Origin of the sequence: Nocardia sp. NPDC056000 (assembly GCF_042269265.1) — a bacterium.
Lineage (GTDB): Bacteria > Actinomycetota > Actinomycetes > Mycobacteriales > Mycobacteriaceae > Nocardia.
Window position 1 is genome coordinate 263746 of record NZ_JBHJXS010000001.1, and the last position, 16855, is coordinate 280600.

The 16855-nt window shown below is 67.1% G+C and carries 16 protein-coding genes; 7 read left to right on the top strand and 9 right to left on the bottom strand.

Annotation, left to right across the window (positions count from 1 at the left end; translation table 11 throughout):
* Window positions 1-34: 34 nt before the first annotated feature.
* Window positions 35-310 carry a helix-turn-helix transcriptional regulator gene (locus ACFC4D_RS01270; RefSeq protein ID WP_376061156.1) on the bottom strand — a complete coding sequence of 92 codons (276 nt, stop codon included), beginning with the start codon at window positions 308-310 and terminating at the stop codon, window positions 35-37.
* A 77-nt stretch (window positions 311-387) separates the two neighbouring features.
* Between ACFC4D_RS01270 and map the strand changes: the two genes are divergently transcribed.
* Window positions 388-1155, top strand: a complete 768-nt coding sequence (gene map / locus ACFC4D_RS01275) for a type I methionyl aminopeptidase (protein WP_376061157.1) — start codon at window positions 388-390, stop codon at window positions 1153-1155.
* A gap of 83 nt (window positions 1156-1238) precedes the next feature.
* Complete coding sequence (locus tag ACFC4D_RS01280) at window positions 1239-2531, top strand: hypothetical protein (protein WP_376061158.1); 1293 nt, start codon at window positions 1239-1241, stop codon at window positions 2529-2531.
* Here ACFC4D_RS01280 and ACFC4D_RS01285 read toward each other — a convergent pair.
* The 6 genes from ACFC4D_RS01285 to ACFC4D_RS01310 form a co-directional block, all read right to left on the bottom strand.
* Window positions 2528-3718: a TetR/AcrR family transcriptional regulator gene (locus ACFC4D_RS01285; RefSeq protein ID WP_376061159.1), complete on the bottom strand. Its 1191-nt coding sequence runs from the start codon at window positions 3716-3718 to the stop codon at window positions 2528-2530. The genes ACFC4D_RS01280 and ACFC4D_RS01285 overlap by 4 nt on opposite strands.
* 53 nt (window positions 3719-3771) lie before the next feature.
* Window positions 3772-4602 (bottom strand): SDR family oxidoreductase, encoded by an 831-nt coding sequence (locus ACFC4D_RS01290; protein WP_364634072.1) that lies wholly within the window; start codon window positions 4600-4602, stop codon window positions 3772-3774.
* A gap of 32 nt (window positions 4603-4634) precedes the next feature.
* Complete coding sequence (locus ACFC4D_RS01295) at window positions 4635-5045, bottom strand: MaoC/PaaZ C-terminal domain-containing protein (RefSeq protein WP_376061160.1); 411 nt, start codon at window positions 5043-5045, stop codon at window positions 4635-4637.
* A complete protein-coding gene (locus ACFC4D_RS01300) occupies window positions 5042-5500 on the bottom strand; it encodes a MaoC family dehydratase N-terminal domain-containing protein (RefSeq protein ID WP_376061161.1) in 459 nt (152 codons plus the stop codon). The genes ACFC4D_RS01295 and ACFC4D_RS01300 overlap by 4 nt, the downstream gene beginning before the upstream one ends.
* Window position 5501: 1 nt before the next feature.
* A complete protein-coding gene (locus tag ACFC4D_RS01305; RefSeq protein ID WP_376061162.1) occupies window positions 5502-6689 on the bottom strand; it encodes a lipid-transfer protein in 1188 nt (395 codons plus the stop codon).
* A gap of 121 nt (window positions 6690-6810) precedes the next feature.
* Complete coding sequence (locus tag ACFC4D_RS01310; RefSeq protein ID WP_376061163.1) at window positions 6811-7434, bottom strand: TetR family transcriptional regulator; 624 nt, start codon at window positions 7432-7434, stop codon at window positions 6811-6813.
* A 92-nt stretch (window positions 7435-7526) separates the two neighbouring features.
* Between ACFC4D_RS01310 and ACFC4D_RS01315 the strand changes: the two genes are divergently transcribed.
* Genes ACFC4D_RS01315 through ACFC4D_RS01325 form a run of 3 tightly spaced genes read left to right on the top strand, consistent with a single transcriptional unit; the run spans window position 7527 to window position 10262 of the window.
* Window positions 7527-8324: an enoyl-CoA hydratase/isomerase family protein gene (locus ACFC4D_RS01315; RefSeq protein ID WP_376061164.1), complete on the top strand. Its 798-nt coding sequence runs from the start codon at window positions 7527-7529 to the stop codon at window positions 8322-8324.
* Between the two features lie 50 nt (window positions 8325-8374).
* On the top strand, window positions 8375-9850 hold the full coding sequence (locus ACFC4D_RS01320) for an AMP-binding protein (RefSeq protein ID WP_376061165.1): 1476 nt from the start codon (window positions 8375-8377) through the stop codon (window positions 9848-9850).
* A 28-nt stretch (window positions 9851-9878) separates the two neighbouring features.
* Window positions 9879-10262 (top strand): PPOX class F420-dependent oxidoreductase, encoded by a 384-nt coding sequence (locus ACFC4D_RS01325; RefSeq protein WP_364634060.1) that lies wholly within the window; start codon window positions 9879-9881, stop codon window positions 10260-10262.
* Between the two features lie 107 nt (window positions 10263-10369).
* Here the strand turns inward: ACFC4D_RS01325 and ACFC4D_RS01330 are convergent, their stop codons facing one another.
* Entirely contained in the window at window positions 10370-10909 is a 540-nt protein-coding gene (locus tag ACFC4D_RS01330; RefSeq protein ID WP_376061166.1) for a hypothetical protein, read from the bottom strand.
* Between the two features lie 261 nt (window positions 10910-11170).
* Window positions 11171-14848, bottom strand: coding sequence for a cobaltochelatase subunit CobN (cobN, locus tag ACFC4D_RS01335; RefSeq protein ID WP_376061167.1), 3678 nt, complete (start codon window positions 14846-14848; stop codon window positions 11171-11173).
* A 299-nt stretch (window positions 14849-15147) separates the two neighbouring features.
* Between cobN and ACFC4D_RS01340 the strand changes: the two genes are divergently transcribed.
* Window positions 15148-15378 carry a hypothetical protein gene (locus tag ACFC4D_RS01340; RefSeq protein WP_364634055.1) on the top strand — a complete coding sequence of 77 codons (231 nt, stop codon included), beginning with the start codon at window positions 15148-15150 and terminating at the stop codon, window positions 15376-15378.
* A 152-nt stretch (window positions 15379-15530) separates the two neighbouring features.
* Window positions 15531-16730 (top strand): precorrin-3B synthase, encoded by a 1200-nt coding sequence (gene cobG, locus ACFC4D_RS01345; protein ID WP_376061168.1) that lies wholly within the window; start codon window positions 15531-15533, stop codon window positions 16728-16730.
* Window positions 16731-16855 lie beyond the last annotated feature (125 nt).

The following is a 16855-nucleotide window of genomic DNA, read 5'->3' on the forward strand; positions in this document are numbered from 1 at the left end:
ACGGCCGTCAGCCGATACGGTCGGCGGGCTCGGCCTAGGAGGCGGTGAGCCGCGCCGATTCCACGACGGCGGGCTGCCAGTTATCGGCCAGTTCCTCCAGGGAGATGCCGAGGGCGCGGCTCAGGGCGACCACGGTGCCGAAGGCGGGGGTGGGCATGCGGCCCGATTCGATCTTGCGCAGCGTCTCCGGAGAGATGCCCGCGTCGACGGCCACCTCGACCAGATCCCGGTCGCCGCGTGCGCAGCGCAGCGCCGAACCGAGCCGCCGACCGGCTTCTACCTGGGCGGGGGTCAAAGGAAGTCGAACCATGCCCGCCACCTTACGGTTGGTATAAAAATACCGCAACCCGCTATGGTCGGTATTAAAATACCAATCCGGAGGTTGTCATGGTGGAACTCAAATCCGCGGCGGAGATCGACCGCATGCGGGTAACCGGCGAATTCGTCGCGAACGTCCTGTCCGAACTACATGAGCGCGCGCGACCGGGGGTGAATCTGCTCGATCTGGAAGCCCATGTGCGCGAACGCATTCGAGAACGCGGTGCGGTGTCCTGCTACTGGGACTACTCGCCCTCGTTCGGGCGCGGCCCATTCCGCAATACCGTCTGCCTGTCGGTGAACGACGCGGTGCTGCACGGACTTCCGTTCGACTACACCCTCGCCGACGGTGATGTGCTGACGGCGGACCTCGCGGTCGGCATCGACGGCTGGGTCGCCGACTCCGCCGTCACGACCATCGTCGGCACCCCGGACGCGGCCGACGCCCGCCTGGTCCGCGCCACCGAGGAGGCCCTCGACGCCGCGATCTCCGTTGCGCTGCCGGGCAATCGGATCGGCGATATCTCCGCTGCCATCGGCGGTGTCGCCCGGTCCTACGGCTATCCGGTGAACACCGAATTCGGCGGCCACGGCCTGGGCCGCACCATGCACGAGGATCCGCACATCCCCAATACCGGTCGCGCGGGCCGCGGCTTCATCCTGCGCCCGGGCCTGACCATCGCCATCGAACCCTGGTTCGCCCGCACCACCGATCGGATCGTCACCGATCCGGACGGCTGGACCATTCGCTCGGCCGACGGTTCCCGCACCGCGCATTCCGAACACACCATCGCCATTACCGAATCGGGCCCGCGCATCCTCACCGCCGCCGCCTGACACCCGCCCGGTCCAGCGCCTTTCCGCTGAACCGACGGGGTGTCGCGCGGTTGGGCGGGCAACCGGACATAATTCTCAGCGTAATGAGGACCCGGGTGCTCGTCGGAACGCTCGCCGCCACCGTCGTTCTGGTGGCCGCCCATGCCCCGATCGCCTTCGCGGCTCCGGTGGGCACGCTCCAGGACACCGTCGACACCGACGGTGACGGGCTGCCGGACAATTGGGAGAAGTACGGGCTGGACGCCGACGGTGACGGTGTCGCCGATGTGGATCTGCCCGGTATGGGTGCGGACCCGAATCACAAGGACATCTTCGTCGAGATGGACTACATGACGGGTAAAGAGCCCTCGGACGCGGTGCTGGACCGGATCACCCAGGTGTTCGCGACCAGTCCGGTCACCAATCCGGACAAGAAGACCGGGATCGGCATCCATCTGGACCTCGGCACACGGGGTGCGCCGATTCCGCCGCCGCGCCAACCGGCACGCGATGCCGATACCGGTTCGGCGAACTCACCGGCCTCGGGCTCGTCCGGATCCGCCGCGTCGCCCGGTCCATTGACGCCGAAAAACGCACCGGCACGGGGAAAATACGATCTCGGCGGCGGAAATCAGGTCCCCGCCGCCGAGGATCTCAACCCCATGCTCGCCGGACTGCAACAGTTGAAGGATCAGTACTTCGCGCCGGAACGACAGCACGTCTTCCACTACATGGTCTGGGTCAACGGCTATGACGGCGGCTGTTCCAGCGGTAATTCACCGCAGCTGCCCGGTGACACCTTCATCGTCGCCTTCAGCCCGGCGGCGGTGTGCAGTTGGGGACCGACCCCCACCGACGATGAACTCGTCGGCACCTTCGTACACGAGCTCGGCCATAATCTGGGCCTGCAGCACGGCGGTCATGACGGGGTGAATTTCAAGCCCAATTACCTGAGCGTGCTGAACTATTCGTTCCAGACCGGCGGCGTCCCGCGCGGTGACGGCACCAACTATTTCGGCTACTCCGCACTCGCGCTGCCGGATTTGAACGAGGACCACCTGGACGAATCACTGGGCCTGGGCGAGGGTGCCGCCGGGTGGCGCACCTCCTACTACTGCCAGAAGTGGGCGCAGTGGATGGTCACCACCCAGCAGACCGCGGATAAGCGCATCGACTGGAACTGCGACGGCATCTTCGGCCCGGCGCCCGTCGCCACCTCGATCAACAAGGACGAGGTGCGCGGTGTGCTCACCACCCAGAACGATTGGACCGCACTGGTGTACAACGGCGGCCTGATCGGTTCGGCGATCAAATATCAGGGCCAGGTCGCCCCCGGTCCGGCCGAACTCGACAGCACCACGGCCAAGGAGATCGCCGAGCACCGCCGCCCGCGCTAAGTCTCCGAGGGTCGGGAGCCACCGAGCAACCCGGCCCCGATACCGGATACGGCGACGTGTATGTCCGGAATCCGTTGCAGATGCGGTGTCGAGGCGATGTCGTTGACCATGATCTGCGCGGCCTGCACCCGAATGCGGGCCGTGACCGGATCCAGCTCCGGATGCGATCGGCGCAGCAGATGCACCCATTCGGTGATGTACGCGCGCTGGGATAGCCGCGCTCGCTCCCGCTCCGCCTCGGGCAGATATTCGGCCTCGGAGACGAGAGTCCGGATGAGATAGGGGTTTTCGAATGCGAACTCGCTGTAGCTGCCCAGCAATCGCACCAGTCCGTCACCGGGATCCGAGGCGGTGGACAGCGCGCGATGCATGCCCAAGCGCAGCCATTCGTCGCCGCGCACCATCGCCGCGGCGAGAATATCGGTCTTGCCCGGAAAGTGGTTGTACACACTGGGTCCGGCGATGCCGACCGCCGCGCCGATATCGTCGACGCTGACCCCGGCGAAACCGCGTTCGGCGAACAGTCTGGCCGATTCGGTGAGAATCGCCTCGCGCCGCGAATTGGCCACCAGCGCAACCGAATCCGCGCGCCCGTCGCACAAGGCCGGCACCGGGGCGTCGACCACGACCGCGATGAGTTCGCGCAGTAGCGCGGTGAATTCGGGCTCCGGCAGCGAAAGGCTATGGAACGAAATACTGTCCGCGACCGCCAGGGCACTCCAGGCCAGCAGATCGGCCTGGGCGGCATCGAGTTCGGGCCGTCGCCGCCGCAGCACCTCCGCGAGCTTCACACCGATGCGCCGGGCATCGGCGCGGAATTCCGCGCGATCGGCCTCCGACAGATGCCGGGCCTCCCGCTGCCACAGCACCCCGACCTCGCGATGGGCGAGCGCGAACGCCGCGAGTACACCCGCGATATCGTGCGGCGGCTCCCCCATCTCGTCGATGGCGGCATCGACCTTGGCCAGCGCCCCGCCGATGACCGTGGCCAGCAGTCCCTGCTTACCCCGGAAATGCCGGTACAGCGCGGACGGCCCGATGGCGACCGCCTCGGCCACCTCGCCCATGCCGATATTCTGGAATCCCTTGCGGTAGAACAGATCCGCCGCCGCCGACACGATCAGCTCACGCCGGTTCGCCGGCCGGGTGCCACGGGCCGGACGGACCACGTCCGGCCCGTTCACCATTGCATCACTCCTTCAGGACACCGCGCGGCGGCGATGTTCGCGTCCTGCGAATCCTAGATGTTGAACCCGCCACCGCAGACCAGGGTCTGCCCGCTGACGTAGTTCGATTCCGGAATGCAGAACAGGTACACCGCACCGGCGGCCTCGGCGGGCGTGCCACCGCGACCCAGCGGCACCATCTGCTCCATGGCCGAGAGCAGTCCGGGATTCACCCCGACCTTGATCTCCTTACCCTGCACATCGATGGTGCCGTCGCCGCCCGCGGGCGTTTCGGTGAGCCGGGTCTTGATCACGCCGAACGCCACCGAGTTCACGGTGACGTTGTAGCGGCCCCACTCCTTGGAGATCGCCTTGGTCAGACCGTTGACCCCGGCCTTGGCCGAGGAGTAGTTCGCCTGTCCGGCATTGCCGCCGGTGCCCGCGAGGCTGGAGATATTGACGACCTTGCGGCACGGCACGGGCTCGCCCGCGGCCTTGGCCTTCTTGACCGCGGCCGCGATCACCGGCTGGGCGGCGCGCAGAATCCGGAACGGGGCCTTGAGGTGCACATCGAGAATGGCGTCCCACTGCTCATCGGTCATCTTCTGGATGACCGAATCCCAGGTGTATCCGGCATTGTTCACGATGATGTCGAGTCCGCCGTAGGTATCGACCGCGGTCTGCACGAAGCGCTCCGCGAAGCCTTCCTCGGTGACGCTCCCGGTGCAGGCCACGGCCGCCCCGCCCGCAGCCTCGATCGCCGCGACGGTCTCCTTGGCGGGTTCGGCGTCGAGATCGTTCACCACGACGCGTGCGCCCTCGGAGGCGAGCTTCAGCGCGATCTCGCGGCCGATACCGCGCCCCGAGCCGGAGACAATGGCGACCTTGCCATCAAGAGTTCCCATGGGAGACAAAACCTTTCGATTGGTGGTGGAAGTCAGAGTGCGACGACGGCGTCGCCGGTCAGGGTGACGGTGCCGTCGTCCAGCGTGACGACGAGTTCGACGGTAGCGCGCCGTTCCCCGTCGACCTCATCGATGGCGACGACCCGGCCGGTGGCGGTGGGCTTACCCAGTACCGGGGTGATGGCGGCGAATCGCACACCGTAGGACCGGATCGACGATTGCGCCACCCAGCCGGTCAGCAATCGGCCGAGATAGGCCATGGACAGCATGCCGTGCGCGAAAACGTCGTCCAGCCCAGCGGATTTCGCCACATCGAGATCGATGTGCATCGGGTTGTGATCGCCCGACGCGCCCGCGAACAGGGCCAGCGTGGTGCGCGAGATGGGCCGGATCTTCAGCGGCGGCAGTTCGGTGCCGACCTCGACGGGCTGCGTGAGGGTCATTTGCCTGCTCCCGGATTGCGAACCACGATAACCGATTTCAGCTCCGCGACGGCCGTACCGTCGGCCCGGGTGACAGCGGTTTCCTTGACGATGAATTCCAGCGCGCCACCCTTCTTGCTGTACACATCGGTGATGCGCGGCGTCGCGGTCAGCACGTCACCGGCCACCGCCGCCGAGTGATAGACGAACGACTGCTCACCGTGCAGGACGAAGCGCAGATCCACGCCCGCCGCCGCCAAAAAGGTGAAGGGATCCGGGTTTTCGAGTTCGATGGAGAACAGGAAAGTCGGCGGTGCGGGCAGATCGCGATAGCCCGCCGCCTGCGCGGCGTCGAGATCGGTGTAGACCGGATCGGTCTCGCCGATCGCCTTGGCGAAGAACCGCAGCCGACCGGCGTCGATGGTCAAAGTCGTTGCGGGCAGCTCGGTTCCGATGATCGCGGGATCGACGGCCATATCAGCTCACCTTCTCGTACAGCGTCACCACGGCCGCGCCGCCGAGGCCGATATTGTGCTGCAGCGCCAAGCGCACATCGCCCTCGACCTGTCGGGCCTGCGCCTGTCCGCGCAACTGCCACACCAGTTCCGCGCACTGCGCCAGCCCGGTCGCGCCGAGCGGATGCCCCTTGGACAGCAGCCCGCCGGAGGGATTGGTGACCACGCGGCCGCCGTAGGTGTTATCGCCGTCATTGACGAACTTCTCCGCCGTCCCCTCCGCGGTGAGCCCGATCGCCTCGTAGGTGAGCAGTTCATTGGCGGTGAAACAGTCGTGCAGTTCGACCACGCGCAGATCCTCGGGCGATACCCCGGACGCCTCGTACACCTGCTGGGCGGCGGCCTTGGACATGTCGTAGCCGACGATCTTGGTCATATCGTTCTCGGTGAAGGTCGACGAGAAGTCCGTCGCCATCGCCTGCGCCCGGATGATCACCGAGGCGTCGATATCGTTGGCGCGGGCGAACTCCTCGCTGACGATGACCGCGGCCGCCGCGCCACAGGTCGGCGGGCAGCACTGCAATCGGGTCAGCGGGCCGTAGATATGCGGGGACGCCAGCACCTCCTCCACCGTCACCGGATCCCGGAATACCGCGAACGGATTGTTCGCCGCATGCCGGCGGGACTTCACCGAGATCTTGGCGAAGGTCTCCGGCGAGGTGCCGTACTTCTCCGCGTACTGCCTGCCCGCACCGCCGAACATCTGTGCGGCGAAAGGAGATTCGTCGCGCTCCTGAATCTGATCCATGACCGCGTCGAAGCGTGCGAACGGGCTCGGGCGATCGGTGTATCCCATCGCGAGCGCACCGCGCTGCATCTGTTCGAATCCGACGGCCAGCACCGCGTCGGCCGCACCGGACTCCACGGCCTGGCGCGCCAGGTACAGCGCCGAGGATCCGGTGGAGCAGTTGTTGTTCACGTTGATCACCGGGATCCCGGTCTGCCCGAGCCCGTAGACCACGGCCTGTCCGCAGGTCGAGTCGCCGTACACATATCCGGCGTACGCCTGCTGGATCTTGGCGTACTCCACCCCGGCGTCGAGCAGGGCGGCCTGTGCCGCCTTCGTGCCCATGACGTCATAGGTCTCACTGCGACTTGGCGTGGTGAACGGGATCATCCCGACACCGGCCACGACGGCGCGTCTACTCATGCCATTCCCATTCCGTTGACTAACGCTGATTCACTTAGTGAATACCGTCGACAAGACAACAGTCAAGGAGAAGTTTTTCCGCCCCGGCTACAGCAGGGCGGAACTAGAGACGATTCACATCTCAGCGATCGAGGAGTGCGGTGAGTTCCGCCCTGGTCGCGGGCCACGCATCCCGGCGCGGCTGCGCGGGACGCGGCTGGATCGTCTGGGTGAGCGCGAGTCCGCGCATGGCGTCCAGCGCCACCGCGATGCGATGGGTCCATTCGGCACGCGGAAGATGCTCGGGGGCAACATCATCGGCGATCGCCGCGAAGGCCGCCGACAGCGCCGGTTCGAACGGGGCCAGCGCGGCATAGAGCTCCGCATCGTCCACCGCGGCGATCCACACCTTCACCCATACCGCGAACAACTCGCTGGTGAACGCGGTCCACAGCACATCGAGCAGGGCCGGGGTGCGCTCCTGCGGCCGGGCCGCGATCGCCGCGGCGGCGGCCGCGTGCAGCTCCGCCGCCATGCGCCGCCCGACCTCGTCGAGCGCGGTGGTGATCAGGTCGATCCGCACCGGGAAATGGTGTGCGATCGCCCCGAGCGAGACCCCGGCGATCTCGGCGACCCGGCGCGTGGTGGTCGCCGGATAGCCGTGCGCGGCAAGGCTGTCGATGGTCGCCTCGATCAACCGGGCACGCATCTGATCACTGCGTTCGCGCTGGGCACTGGCGGTATTGCGGGTCGCGGCGGAAACCATGGCCCTCACTATATAGACGACAGGTCACTTGACCTGTAACCTCCGACACAGGTCAAGTGACCTGTAATTACCGGAACGAAATGGGGACCCCGGTGCCGAGTACCGAAACCTCAACCCTGGATCACAGCGCCGGACTGCGGGTGCGACAGCGCTCGGACGGGATCCGCGTCCTGATCTTCGATCGCCCCGAATCCCGCAACGCCATCACCGATGCCCTGTTCACCGAACTGATCCGGCAGCTGGAATCGATCGCCGCGGATTCGAGCGTGCGAGCGGTCGTGGTGACCGGAGCGAACGGAACATTCAGCGCCGGTGGCGATTTCGAGACGATCGGCGATCTCGGCCGCACCTCCGAACAGGAGGTGGCGGAGAATCTCGCGCGCACCATGCGCGCCGCCGAACGGCTCTGGGCGCTGCCGCAACCGACCATCGCCGCCGTCGACGGTGCGGCCGTCGGCGCGGGCATGGCACTGGCGCTGGCCTGCGATATCCGGGTCGCCTCCCCCGGGGCGATACTGCTGCCGTCATTCATTCGCATGGGCCTGCTGCCCGATACCGGGGCGAGTTGGCTACTGCCGCGCCTCATCGGCGCGGGACCGGCCTTGCAGATGTTGCTCGCGGGCCGACCGGTCGGTGCGGAGCGCGCCCAAGAGATGGGACTGGTCGCGCAGGTGACCGCGGATCCCTTACAGACGGCGCTGGAGCTCGCGACGATGCTGACCCGGCAGCCGGGGGCCGCCGCGGCGACCAAACGGCTACTGCGCGCGGCCGCCGAGACCGATCTGGCGACCGCCATCGACCTCGAGGCGGTGGCGCAGGCCGCGGCCTTCCATCGCGGCGAGTTCGCGGCCGCTTTCGACGCCTGGCGCACCACCCGCGTCGCCGACTGACCGATCACCCTGTCGAACACGCCGTTTCAACCGATGAAGGACGAAAGACCATGCCCGCGATTCGATGTGGACAGACCTCCCGCGACTACGACGAACTACGACTGCGCGCCGCACAGGTGGCGACCGGACTCGCCGAATACGGTGTGCGCGCCGGTGACCGGGTCGCCATCTTCATGCACAATGACCTGCCGTTCATCGAGGTGAGCATGGCGGCCGGACTGCTCGGCGCGACTCCCGTTCCGGTGAACTGGCATTGGAAGGGCGCGGAACTGGCCTATCTGCTCGATGACAGCGGCAGCCGGGTGATCTTCGCGCATTCGGATCTCATCCCGACCGTCGAACCCGTGGCGGGTGATCGGGTGCTCATCGAGGTGGACTACGACGCGGTAGCACCGACCGGTCGCCATCCCCGCTATGAGAAATGGCTCGGCGAACTGCGTCCGTGGTCCCAATCCCCCACGCGGGCACCACAATCGATGATCTACACCTCCGGTACGACCGGACGGCCCAAGGGCATCGTGCGCGATGCCACCACCCCCGAACAGGGCGCGGCGCTCGCCGCACTCGTCTTCGAAACCTTCGGTCTCGCACCGGGAATGCGCACCCTGGTGCCCGCGCCGATCTATCACACCGCGCCCAATGTGCACTGTCTGGTCAGCGCGGCGGCGGGCATCGATCTGACGATCATGCCGAAATTCGATCCGGAGGAGCTGCTGCGGCTCATCGACACCCATCGGATCGATCACTTCCAAGCGGTCCCCACCATGTTCGTCCGGTTGCTGCGCCTGCCCGAATCCGTGCGTGCCCGTTACGATCTCTCCTCGCTGAAAGCGGTCGTACACGCAGCCGCCCCCTGCCCGCCCGAGATCAAACGCCGCATCATCGACTGGTTCGGCCCGATCGTGCGCGAGTACTACGGCGGCTCGGAGACCGGCGGTTGCGTCGCCTGCGACAGCGAAGAGTGGCTCGCGCATCCGGGAACGGTCGGGCGCCCGATCGGTGACGGCGATATCCGCATCTACTCCGACACCGGCGAACCACTGCCCGCCGGAACCTCCGGTCGCATCCATCTGCGTCCGCCCACCGGCTGGCCCAACTTCACCTACCACGGCAATCCGGCCAAGCGCGCCGCCATGGAACGCGACGGCTACCTCGATATCGGCGATATCGGCTACCTCGACACCGACGGCTACCTGTACCTCAATGACCGCAGCACCGACATGATCATCTCCGGCGGCGTCAATATCTATCCCGCCGAGATCGAAGCCTGTCTGCTCGAACTCCCCGGTGTCCGCGATGCCGCCGTCTTCGGCATCCCCGACGCCGACCTGGGCGAATCCATAGCCGCCCATATCGAGGCCACCGGCCTCACCGCCGATCAGGTCCGCGAGCACGTACGCGCGAACCTGGCCGGATACAAGGTCCCGAAGACCGTCGTCTTCGACGACAACCTCCCCCGCGAGGACACCGGCAAACTCTTCAAACGCCGAATCCGTGCGGGCTACTGGCCCGAGGAGCCCGCCTAAACGCGCGGGCACCGGATAGGCTGCGGGCGTGGATAACCCGTTCGGCCCGGTAGGGACCGCCAAGTACGTCCTGTTGACCACCTTCAAGAAGGACGGCACCCCGGTTGGGACGCCGCTGTGGGCGGCCCTCGATAACGGCCGCCTCTATGTCTGGACGGTCACCGACAGCTGGAAGGTCAAGCGCATTCGCCGCAATCCGCAGGTCACCGTGCAGGCGTGCGATGTGCGCGGTAAGCCGAACGGTGACATCGTCAGCGGTAAGGCGACCATCCTCGATGACGCGGGCAGTGATCGCGTGCGCGGTCTGGTCAAGCGCCGCTACGGCCTGCAGGGTCATCTCGTGGTCACCGGCAGCACGCTGCGCCGGGGTAAGACCGGCACCGTCGGCATCGAAATCATCGCCGAGGGCTGAGAAACCACCGTCGAATAAACCACGGTCGAACCGCCGGGCCGGTGATCCGGTCCGGCGGTCCGCCATGCGCACGGCTCGGTGCTGCCCCGCGCACAGCCGTGCTCACCTCATGGTTGCTGGCCGGCGATGATCGCCCCGAGCAGGCCGCCGACACCGCAGCCCACGATCGCGCCGACGAAGAAGAACCACACGCCGATCACCGCGCCGACCACACAGCCGATCAGCGCCCCGGCCACGATGGATCCGACATTGGAAATATTCTGTAGCGCGACCGGATCGGCTGCGGGAGTGGCGATATCGGCCGCGTTCTCCGGACGCATGGTCAATGTCGTTCCGGCGGCGTCGATTTCGGGGATGACATTGAGCGCCCGGTCAGCGGCCTGATAGGTCAGCGGTAGCGAGGCGATGGTCTCACCACCGGGCCCGAGCACATTGACTGTGCCACCGGCCATTTCGAACCTACCACCGGTGAGGGTGGTGGTGACCGCAGAGTGATCGGGCGCCAGGGCAGTGGTGTACTCGACCCCTCGATCGACACCACTGATACCGGGTTGCGCGACCGCGGGTTCACCGTGCGCGGTGACCGTGGCTATACAGACCGCGGCGATGGAGAAGAGGGTTGTTGCGGCGAATTTGGCTATTCTCATGATGATTACCCGTATTCGAAGAGCCGATTCACCGCATTACCTAGAAGGCGTATTCCGGGGGTGCACACGGCGAATCGGGGAATCCACATCCAATTATTCATCCCAATAGCGTGATTGGAGTTCCCGGCGCCTCCCCGAGACTGACGCCGGGACGATTCTTATCGTCCCCTCAGACTTGCCGCGAGGATAGGGCAGGTGCCGGGGTTGTCCGCCGATGTCCTATGCGTCCTACCCCGACTCGCCGCGAAATGCGGAATTCCCTTATTCCAGTTCGCCTTCGGTTTCCAGATAGACCTCGCGCAGTCGCTCCAGGGTATCGGCTTCCGGCTGCTCCCAGAGCTTTCGCTCGGCGGCTTCCAGCAACCGCTCCGCAATACCGTGCAGCGCCCACGGATTCGACTGCTCCATGAACTTCCGATTCACATCGTCGAATACATAGGATTCCGCGAGCTTTTCGTACATCCAGTCCGCGACCACATTCGTGGTGGCGTCATAGCCGAAGAGATAGTCGACGGTCGCCGCCATTTCGAACGCGCCCTTGTAACCGTGCCGGCGCATCGCCTCGAGCCAGCGCGGATTCACCACGCGCGCCCGGAATACCCGCGCGGTCTCCTCGGACAGCGTGCGGGTGCGCACCGCATCGGGACGGGTGCTGTCGCCGATATAGGCTTCCGGGTTCTTACCGGTGAGCGCGCGCACCGCGGCGACCATACCGCCGTGATACTGGAAGTAATCGTCGGAGTCGGCGATATCGTGTTCGCGGGTGTCGGTGTTCTTGGCCGCCACCGCGATTCGGCGATACGCGATGCGCATATCGTCGGCCGCCGGAACGCCGTCCAGCTCGCGGCCGTACGCGAAACCGCCCCAGGCCGTGTACACCTGGGCCAGATCGTCATCGGTGCGCCAGCTCTTGGAATCGATGAGCTGGAGCAGGCCCGCACCGTAGGTGCCCGGCTTGGAACCGAAGATGCGGGTGGTGGCGCGGCGCTCATCGCCATGCTCGGCCAGATCCGACTGGGCATGCGCGCGAACGTAATTCGACTCCGCGGGCTCATCCAGCCCGGCCGCCAGGCGCACCGCGTCGTCGAGCAGCGCCAGCACGTGCGGGAACGCGTCGCGGAAGAAGCCGCTGATGCGCACGGTCACATCGATGCGCGGGCGGCCCAGTTCCTCGAGCCCGATGGCCTCCAGCTTGGTGACGCGGCGACTGGCCTCATCCCAGACCGGCCGCACACCCAGCAGTGCGAACACCTCGGCGATGTCATCGCCGGAGGTGCGCATGGCGGAGGTGCCCCAGACCGAAAGGCCAACGGAGCGCGGGTATTCGCCGTGATCGGCCAGGTAGCGGGCCAGCAGCGATTCCGCCATGGCCTGCCCGGTCTCCCAAGCCAGCCGGGACGGCACGGCCTTGGGATCGACGGAGTAGAAGTTGCGCCCGGTGGGCAGCACATTGATGAGCCCGCGCAGCGGCGAACCACTCGGCCCGGCCGGAATGAAGCCGCCGTTCAGCGCGTGCAGAATGCGCGCGATCTCGACACCGGTCTGCCGCAGCCGCGGAACCACCTCTGTCGCAGCGAATCCCAGCACCCGGCGCACCGCGTCACGTGGCGATTCCGGGGTCGCGCTCGAATCACCCTGCGGTGCGGTGGATCCCGCCGCATCGGACGTGGGCTGAACGCCCGCGTCCGCATCGGGGACCAAGCTCTCGGTAATGGCGTCGATCGCCTGGACATCCCAGTCGACCTCCTGCATGGCCGAGACCAGTTCACGCGCAAGGGTTTCGAACGTGTCGACCCGCTCGCGGGATTCATCGCCCGCTTCGCTCAGGCCCAGCGCCTCGCGCAGGCCCGGCACATTGGTCTCGCCGCCCCAGAGCTGGCGGGCGCGCAGCATGGCCAGCACCAGATCGACCTCGGCCTCCCCGGCCGGTGCCTGCCCGAGAATGTGCAGGCCGTCGCGGATCTGCACATCCTTGATCTCGCACAGCCAGCCGTCGACGTGCAGCAGCATGTCATCGAAGACGTCCTCGTCCGGCCGTTCGGCCAGTCCGAGGTCGTGGTCCATCTTGGCCGCGCGCATGAGCGTCCAGATCTGCTGGCGAATGGCGGGCAGCTTGGCCGGATCCAGGGTGGAGATATTGGCGTGCTCGTCGAGCAGCTGTTCCAAACGCGAGATATCGCCGTAGGTTTCGGCGCGCGCCATCGGCGGGATCAGATGGTCGACCAGGGTGGCGTGGGCGCGGCGCTTGGCCTGGGTGCCCTCGCCCGGATCGTTCACCAGGAACGGGTAGATCAGCGGCAGATCGCCGAGCGCGGCATCGGTACCGCAGGAGGCGGACATGCCCAGGGTCTTGCCCGGCAGCCATTCCAGATTGCCGTGCTTGCCCAGATGCACCATGGCGTCGGCGGCGAAACCGTCCGGGGCGGCCAGCCAGCGGTAGGCGGCCAGATAGTGGTGCGAGGGCGGCAGATCCGGATCGTGGTAGATGGCGACCGGGTTCTCGCCGAAACCGCGCGGCGGCTGCACGATGATCACCACATTGCCGAATCGCATTGCGGCGATGACGATCTCACCCTTGGGATCGGCGGAGCGGTCCACGTACAGCTCGCCCGGGGCCGCGCCCCACGCCTCTTCCACACCCTCGCGCAGATCCTCGGGGAGCTGCGCGAACCACGCACCGTAGGTGTCGGCCCCGATGCGAATCGGGTTGCCCTCCAGCTGTTCCGCGGTCAGCCAGTCCGGATCCTGACCACCGGCGGCGATGAGCGCGTGGATCAGCGCATCGCCGTCACCCTCCTCCAGGCCCGGGATCTCGCCCGGTTCACCGAGGTAGTAACCGGCGGAACGCAATTCGTTCAGCAGGCGCAGCGCACTGGCCGGGGTGTCCAGGCCGACCGCATTGCCGATGCGGGCGTGCTTGGTCGGGTACGCCGACAGCACGATCGCAATATGCTTGTCGGAGTTGGGAATATGGCGCAGTCGCGCGTACCGCACCGCGATACCCGCCACGCGTGCGGCACGCTCGGGATCGGGCACATAGGTGGAGAGCCCGTCGGCGTCGAACTCCTTGAACGAGAACGGCACCGTAATGATGCGCCCGTCGAATTCCGGCACCGCCACCTGGGTCGCGACATCCAGCGGGGACAGCCCGTCGTCATTGGCCTCCCACTGCGCGCGCCCGCTGGTGAGGCAGAGTCCCTGCAGGATCGGCACATCCAGATCGGCGAGCGCGCCCACATCCCAGGCTTCGTCATCGCCACCGGCGGACGCGGTCGCGGGCTTGGTGCCACCGGCGGCGAGCACGGTCACCACCAGGGCGTCGGCCGTGCGCAGGGCGGCGAGCAGCTCCGGCTCGGCGGTGCGCAGTGAGGCGCAGTACACCGGCAGCGCGCGAGCGCCCTTGTCCTCGATGGCCGAGCACAGTGCGTCGATATAGCCGGTGTTCCCCGCCAGATGCTGTGCCCGGTAGTACACGACGGCGACCGTCGGCGCACCCTCGGCAACCGGTCGCGAATCCCGTTCCAGCTCACCCCAGCTGGGCAGTTCCACCGGCGGTTCGAAACCGTGCCCGGTGAGCAGGACGGTATCGGACAGGAAGTTGTGCAGCTGCAGCAGGTTCGCGGGCCCACCGGCGGCGAGATAGTTGTGCGCGTCGGCGGCGACACCGCCGGGCACGGTCGAGCACTCCATCAGCTCGGCGTCGGGGGCGATCTCACCGCCGAGGGCGACCAGCGGAATACCGCTGGCGCGCACCGTGTCCAGACCCTCCTCCCAGGCCCGCTTACCGCCGAGGATGCGCACGATCACCAGATCCGCGCCGTCGAGCAGGCCGGGCAGATCCTCGGGCAGGATGCGCGCCGGATTGGCGAGCCGATACGCGGCGCCGCTGGCGCGCGCGCTCAGCAGATCGGTATCGGACGTGGACAGCAGCAGAATCACAGTGGTTTCAGCCTTCCTCGGGTGACGCGCCCAGCACGGTGTGGCGCTCGACGGGAAGGTCTGACTGTCACAGTGGCGCGACCGCACCGGAATTGCACCGGTTTCTTCCGTCCGACGAGCTCGCCGATGCTATCGCGCCCGGATCACAGTGCGGCAAAGCCCGGTCCGCCATACTGTTCCGCTATCACCGCCGCGCGTACGCTGCCGGTATGCCAATCACACCGGGATGGGTCAGGCGGAATCGCTTTGCTGCCTGGTCAGGATACTTTTGCACACTGGTTGCGTTCGCAACGCTGGCAATGGCTTTGACCGCCGCCGGCAGTGGCCACACGCAGTACGCGATGCTCGCGGGCATCATCTGCGCGGGCACCATCCTGTTCGGGATCACGTTGATCACCACCACGGTGCGACGCGATCACCAGGACCACCACAATGTCCCCAACCTCCTCCAGGACACCTGGGAACTCTCCCCCGCGTTCGCGACTCGCCGCGGCGCACCGAAATCCATCGAACCCCACCAGGCGGGCTGACCGCCCGTCCCGACACCCGCTCACCGCGGCAGGCAATGCATCGGCCTCATAACGCGCCCGATCTCGCCGCCGCGGTGAGCTCGTCGTGTTACCACCTGGACACGGCGGGTGTCGTCGGCCGCCCGCGCCACTCGTCGTAGGCTTGTGTTGCCATGAGCCGAACAGATCCCGACTCCTGCCCGGGAGTGTTGCGCCTGCACGATGCCGCCGACGGGCCACTCGCGCGGATTCGCGTACCCGGCGGACAGCTCACGCCGGAACAGATGCAGACCCTCGCCGAGGCCGCGCGCGAATTGGCCGACGGCAATATCGAACTCACCTCGCGCGGCAATGTGCAGTTGCGGCAGGTCCGCGATGCGGCGGCGCTGGAGGAACGGCTCAGCGCGGCGGGGCTGCTGCCCAGCGCCTCGCATGAGCGGGTTCGCAATATCATCGCGTCGCCGTTGGCCGGGAGGGTCGGCGGCTGGGCGGATGTGCATCCGCTGGTACCGGTGCTCGATGCCGGATTGCAAGCCGATGCGCGGCTCGCGGAACTGCCGGGGCGCGTGCTGTTCACCCTCGATGACGGTCGCGGCGATGTGAGCGGACTCGGCGGGGATATCGGCGTGCACGCGGTCGACGAGAACAGCTTCGCGCTGCTGCTCGCGGGCACGGACAGTGGGATTCGGGTGACCGCCGACGATGCGGTCGAGCTGATGCTCGCCGCCGCGCACGGATTCCTCGAACTGCGTGACGGTCAGTGGCGAGTGCACGAGATCCCCGACGGTGTCACCCGGCTGACCGAACACCTGCACGCCAAACGCCCCGGGCTGGAAACCGGCACCCCGGGCGTGGAAGTGACCGGCCACCATGACATTCCGATCGGCTGGCTCACCCAGGCCGATAATCGCGTCGCCCTCGGCGCGGGCGTGCGACTGGGCTCTTTGCCCGCGCGCACCGCCGAATTCATCGCCGCGATCGAACGCCCGATCCTGGTCACGCCGTGGCGCAGTCTGATCATCGCCGACCTCGACGAGTGGACCGCCGAGCAGGTGGTGCGGGTGCTCGCCCCGATGGGCCTGATCTTCGACGCCAACTCCCCCTGGCTGCTGGCCAGTGCCTGCGCGGGCGCGCCCGGCTGCGCGAAATCGCTCACCGATGTGCGCGCCGACGTTGCCGAGGCCGTCGAATCCGGGCGCGTAGTCCCTTCCGGCGCACCGCAATTCGCGCAGGAGGGCCTCGACGCCGAGGAGATCGTCGCCTCCGGCCGCCAGCACTGGTCCGGCTGCGATCGCCGCTGCGGCCGACCGCGTGGCGCGGTCACCGATGTCATCGCCACCCCGGACGGCTACCGCATCAACCCCGCCGACTGAGATCCGATCGCACGCCCCGCCTTCGCTCCGGCTGCGTCGGCGTCCAGGGCTGGTCCGACATCGGCGACCAGAACGGCGGCGGCCCCGGCAAGCAGCCGGTGGCATCCCGGCCGATTCGGCCGACA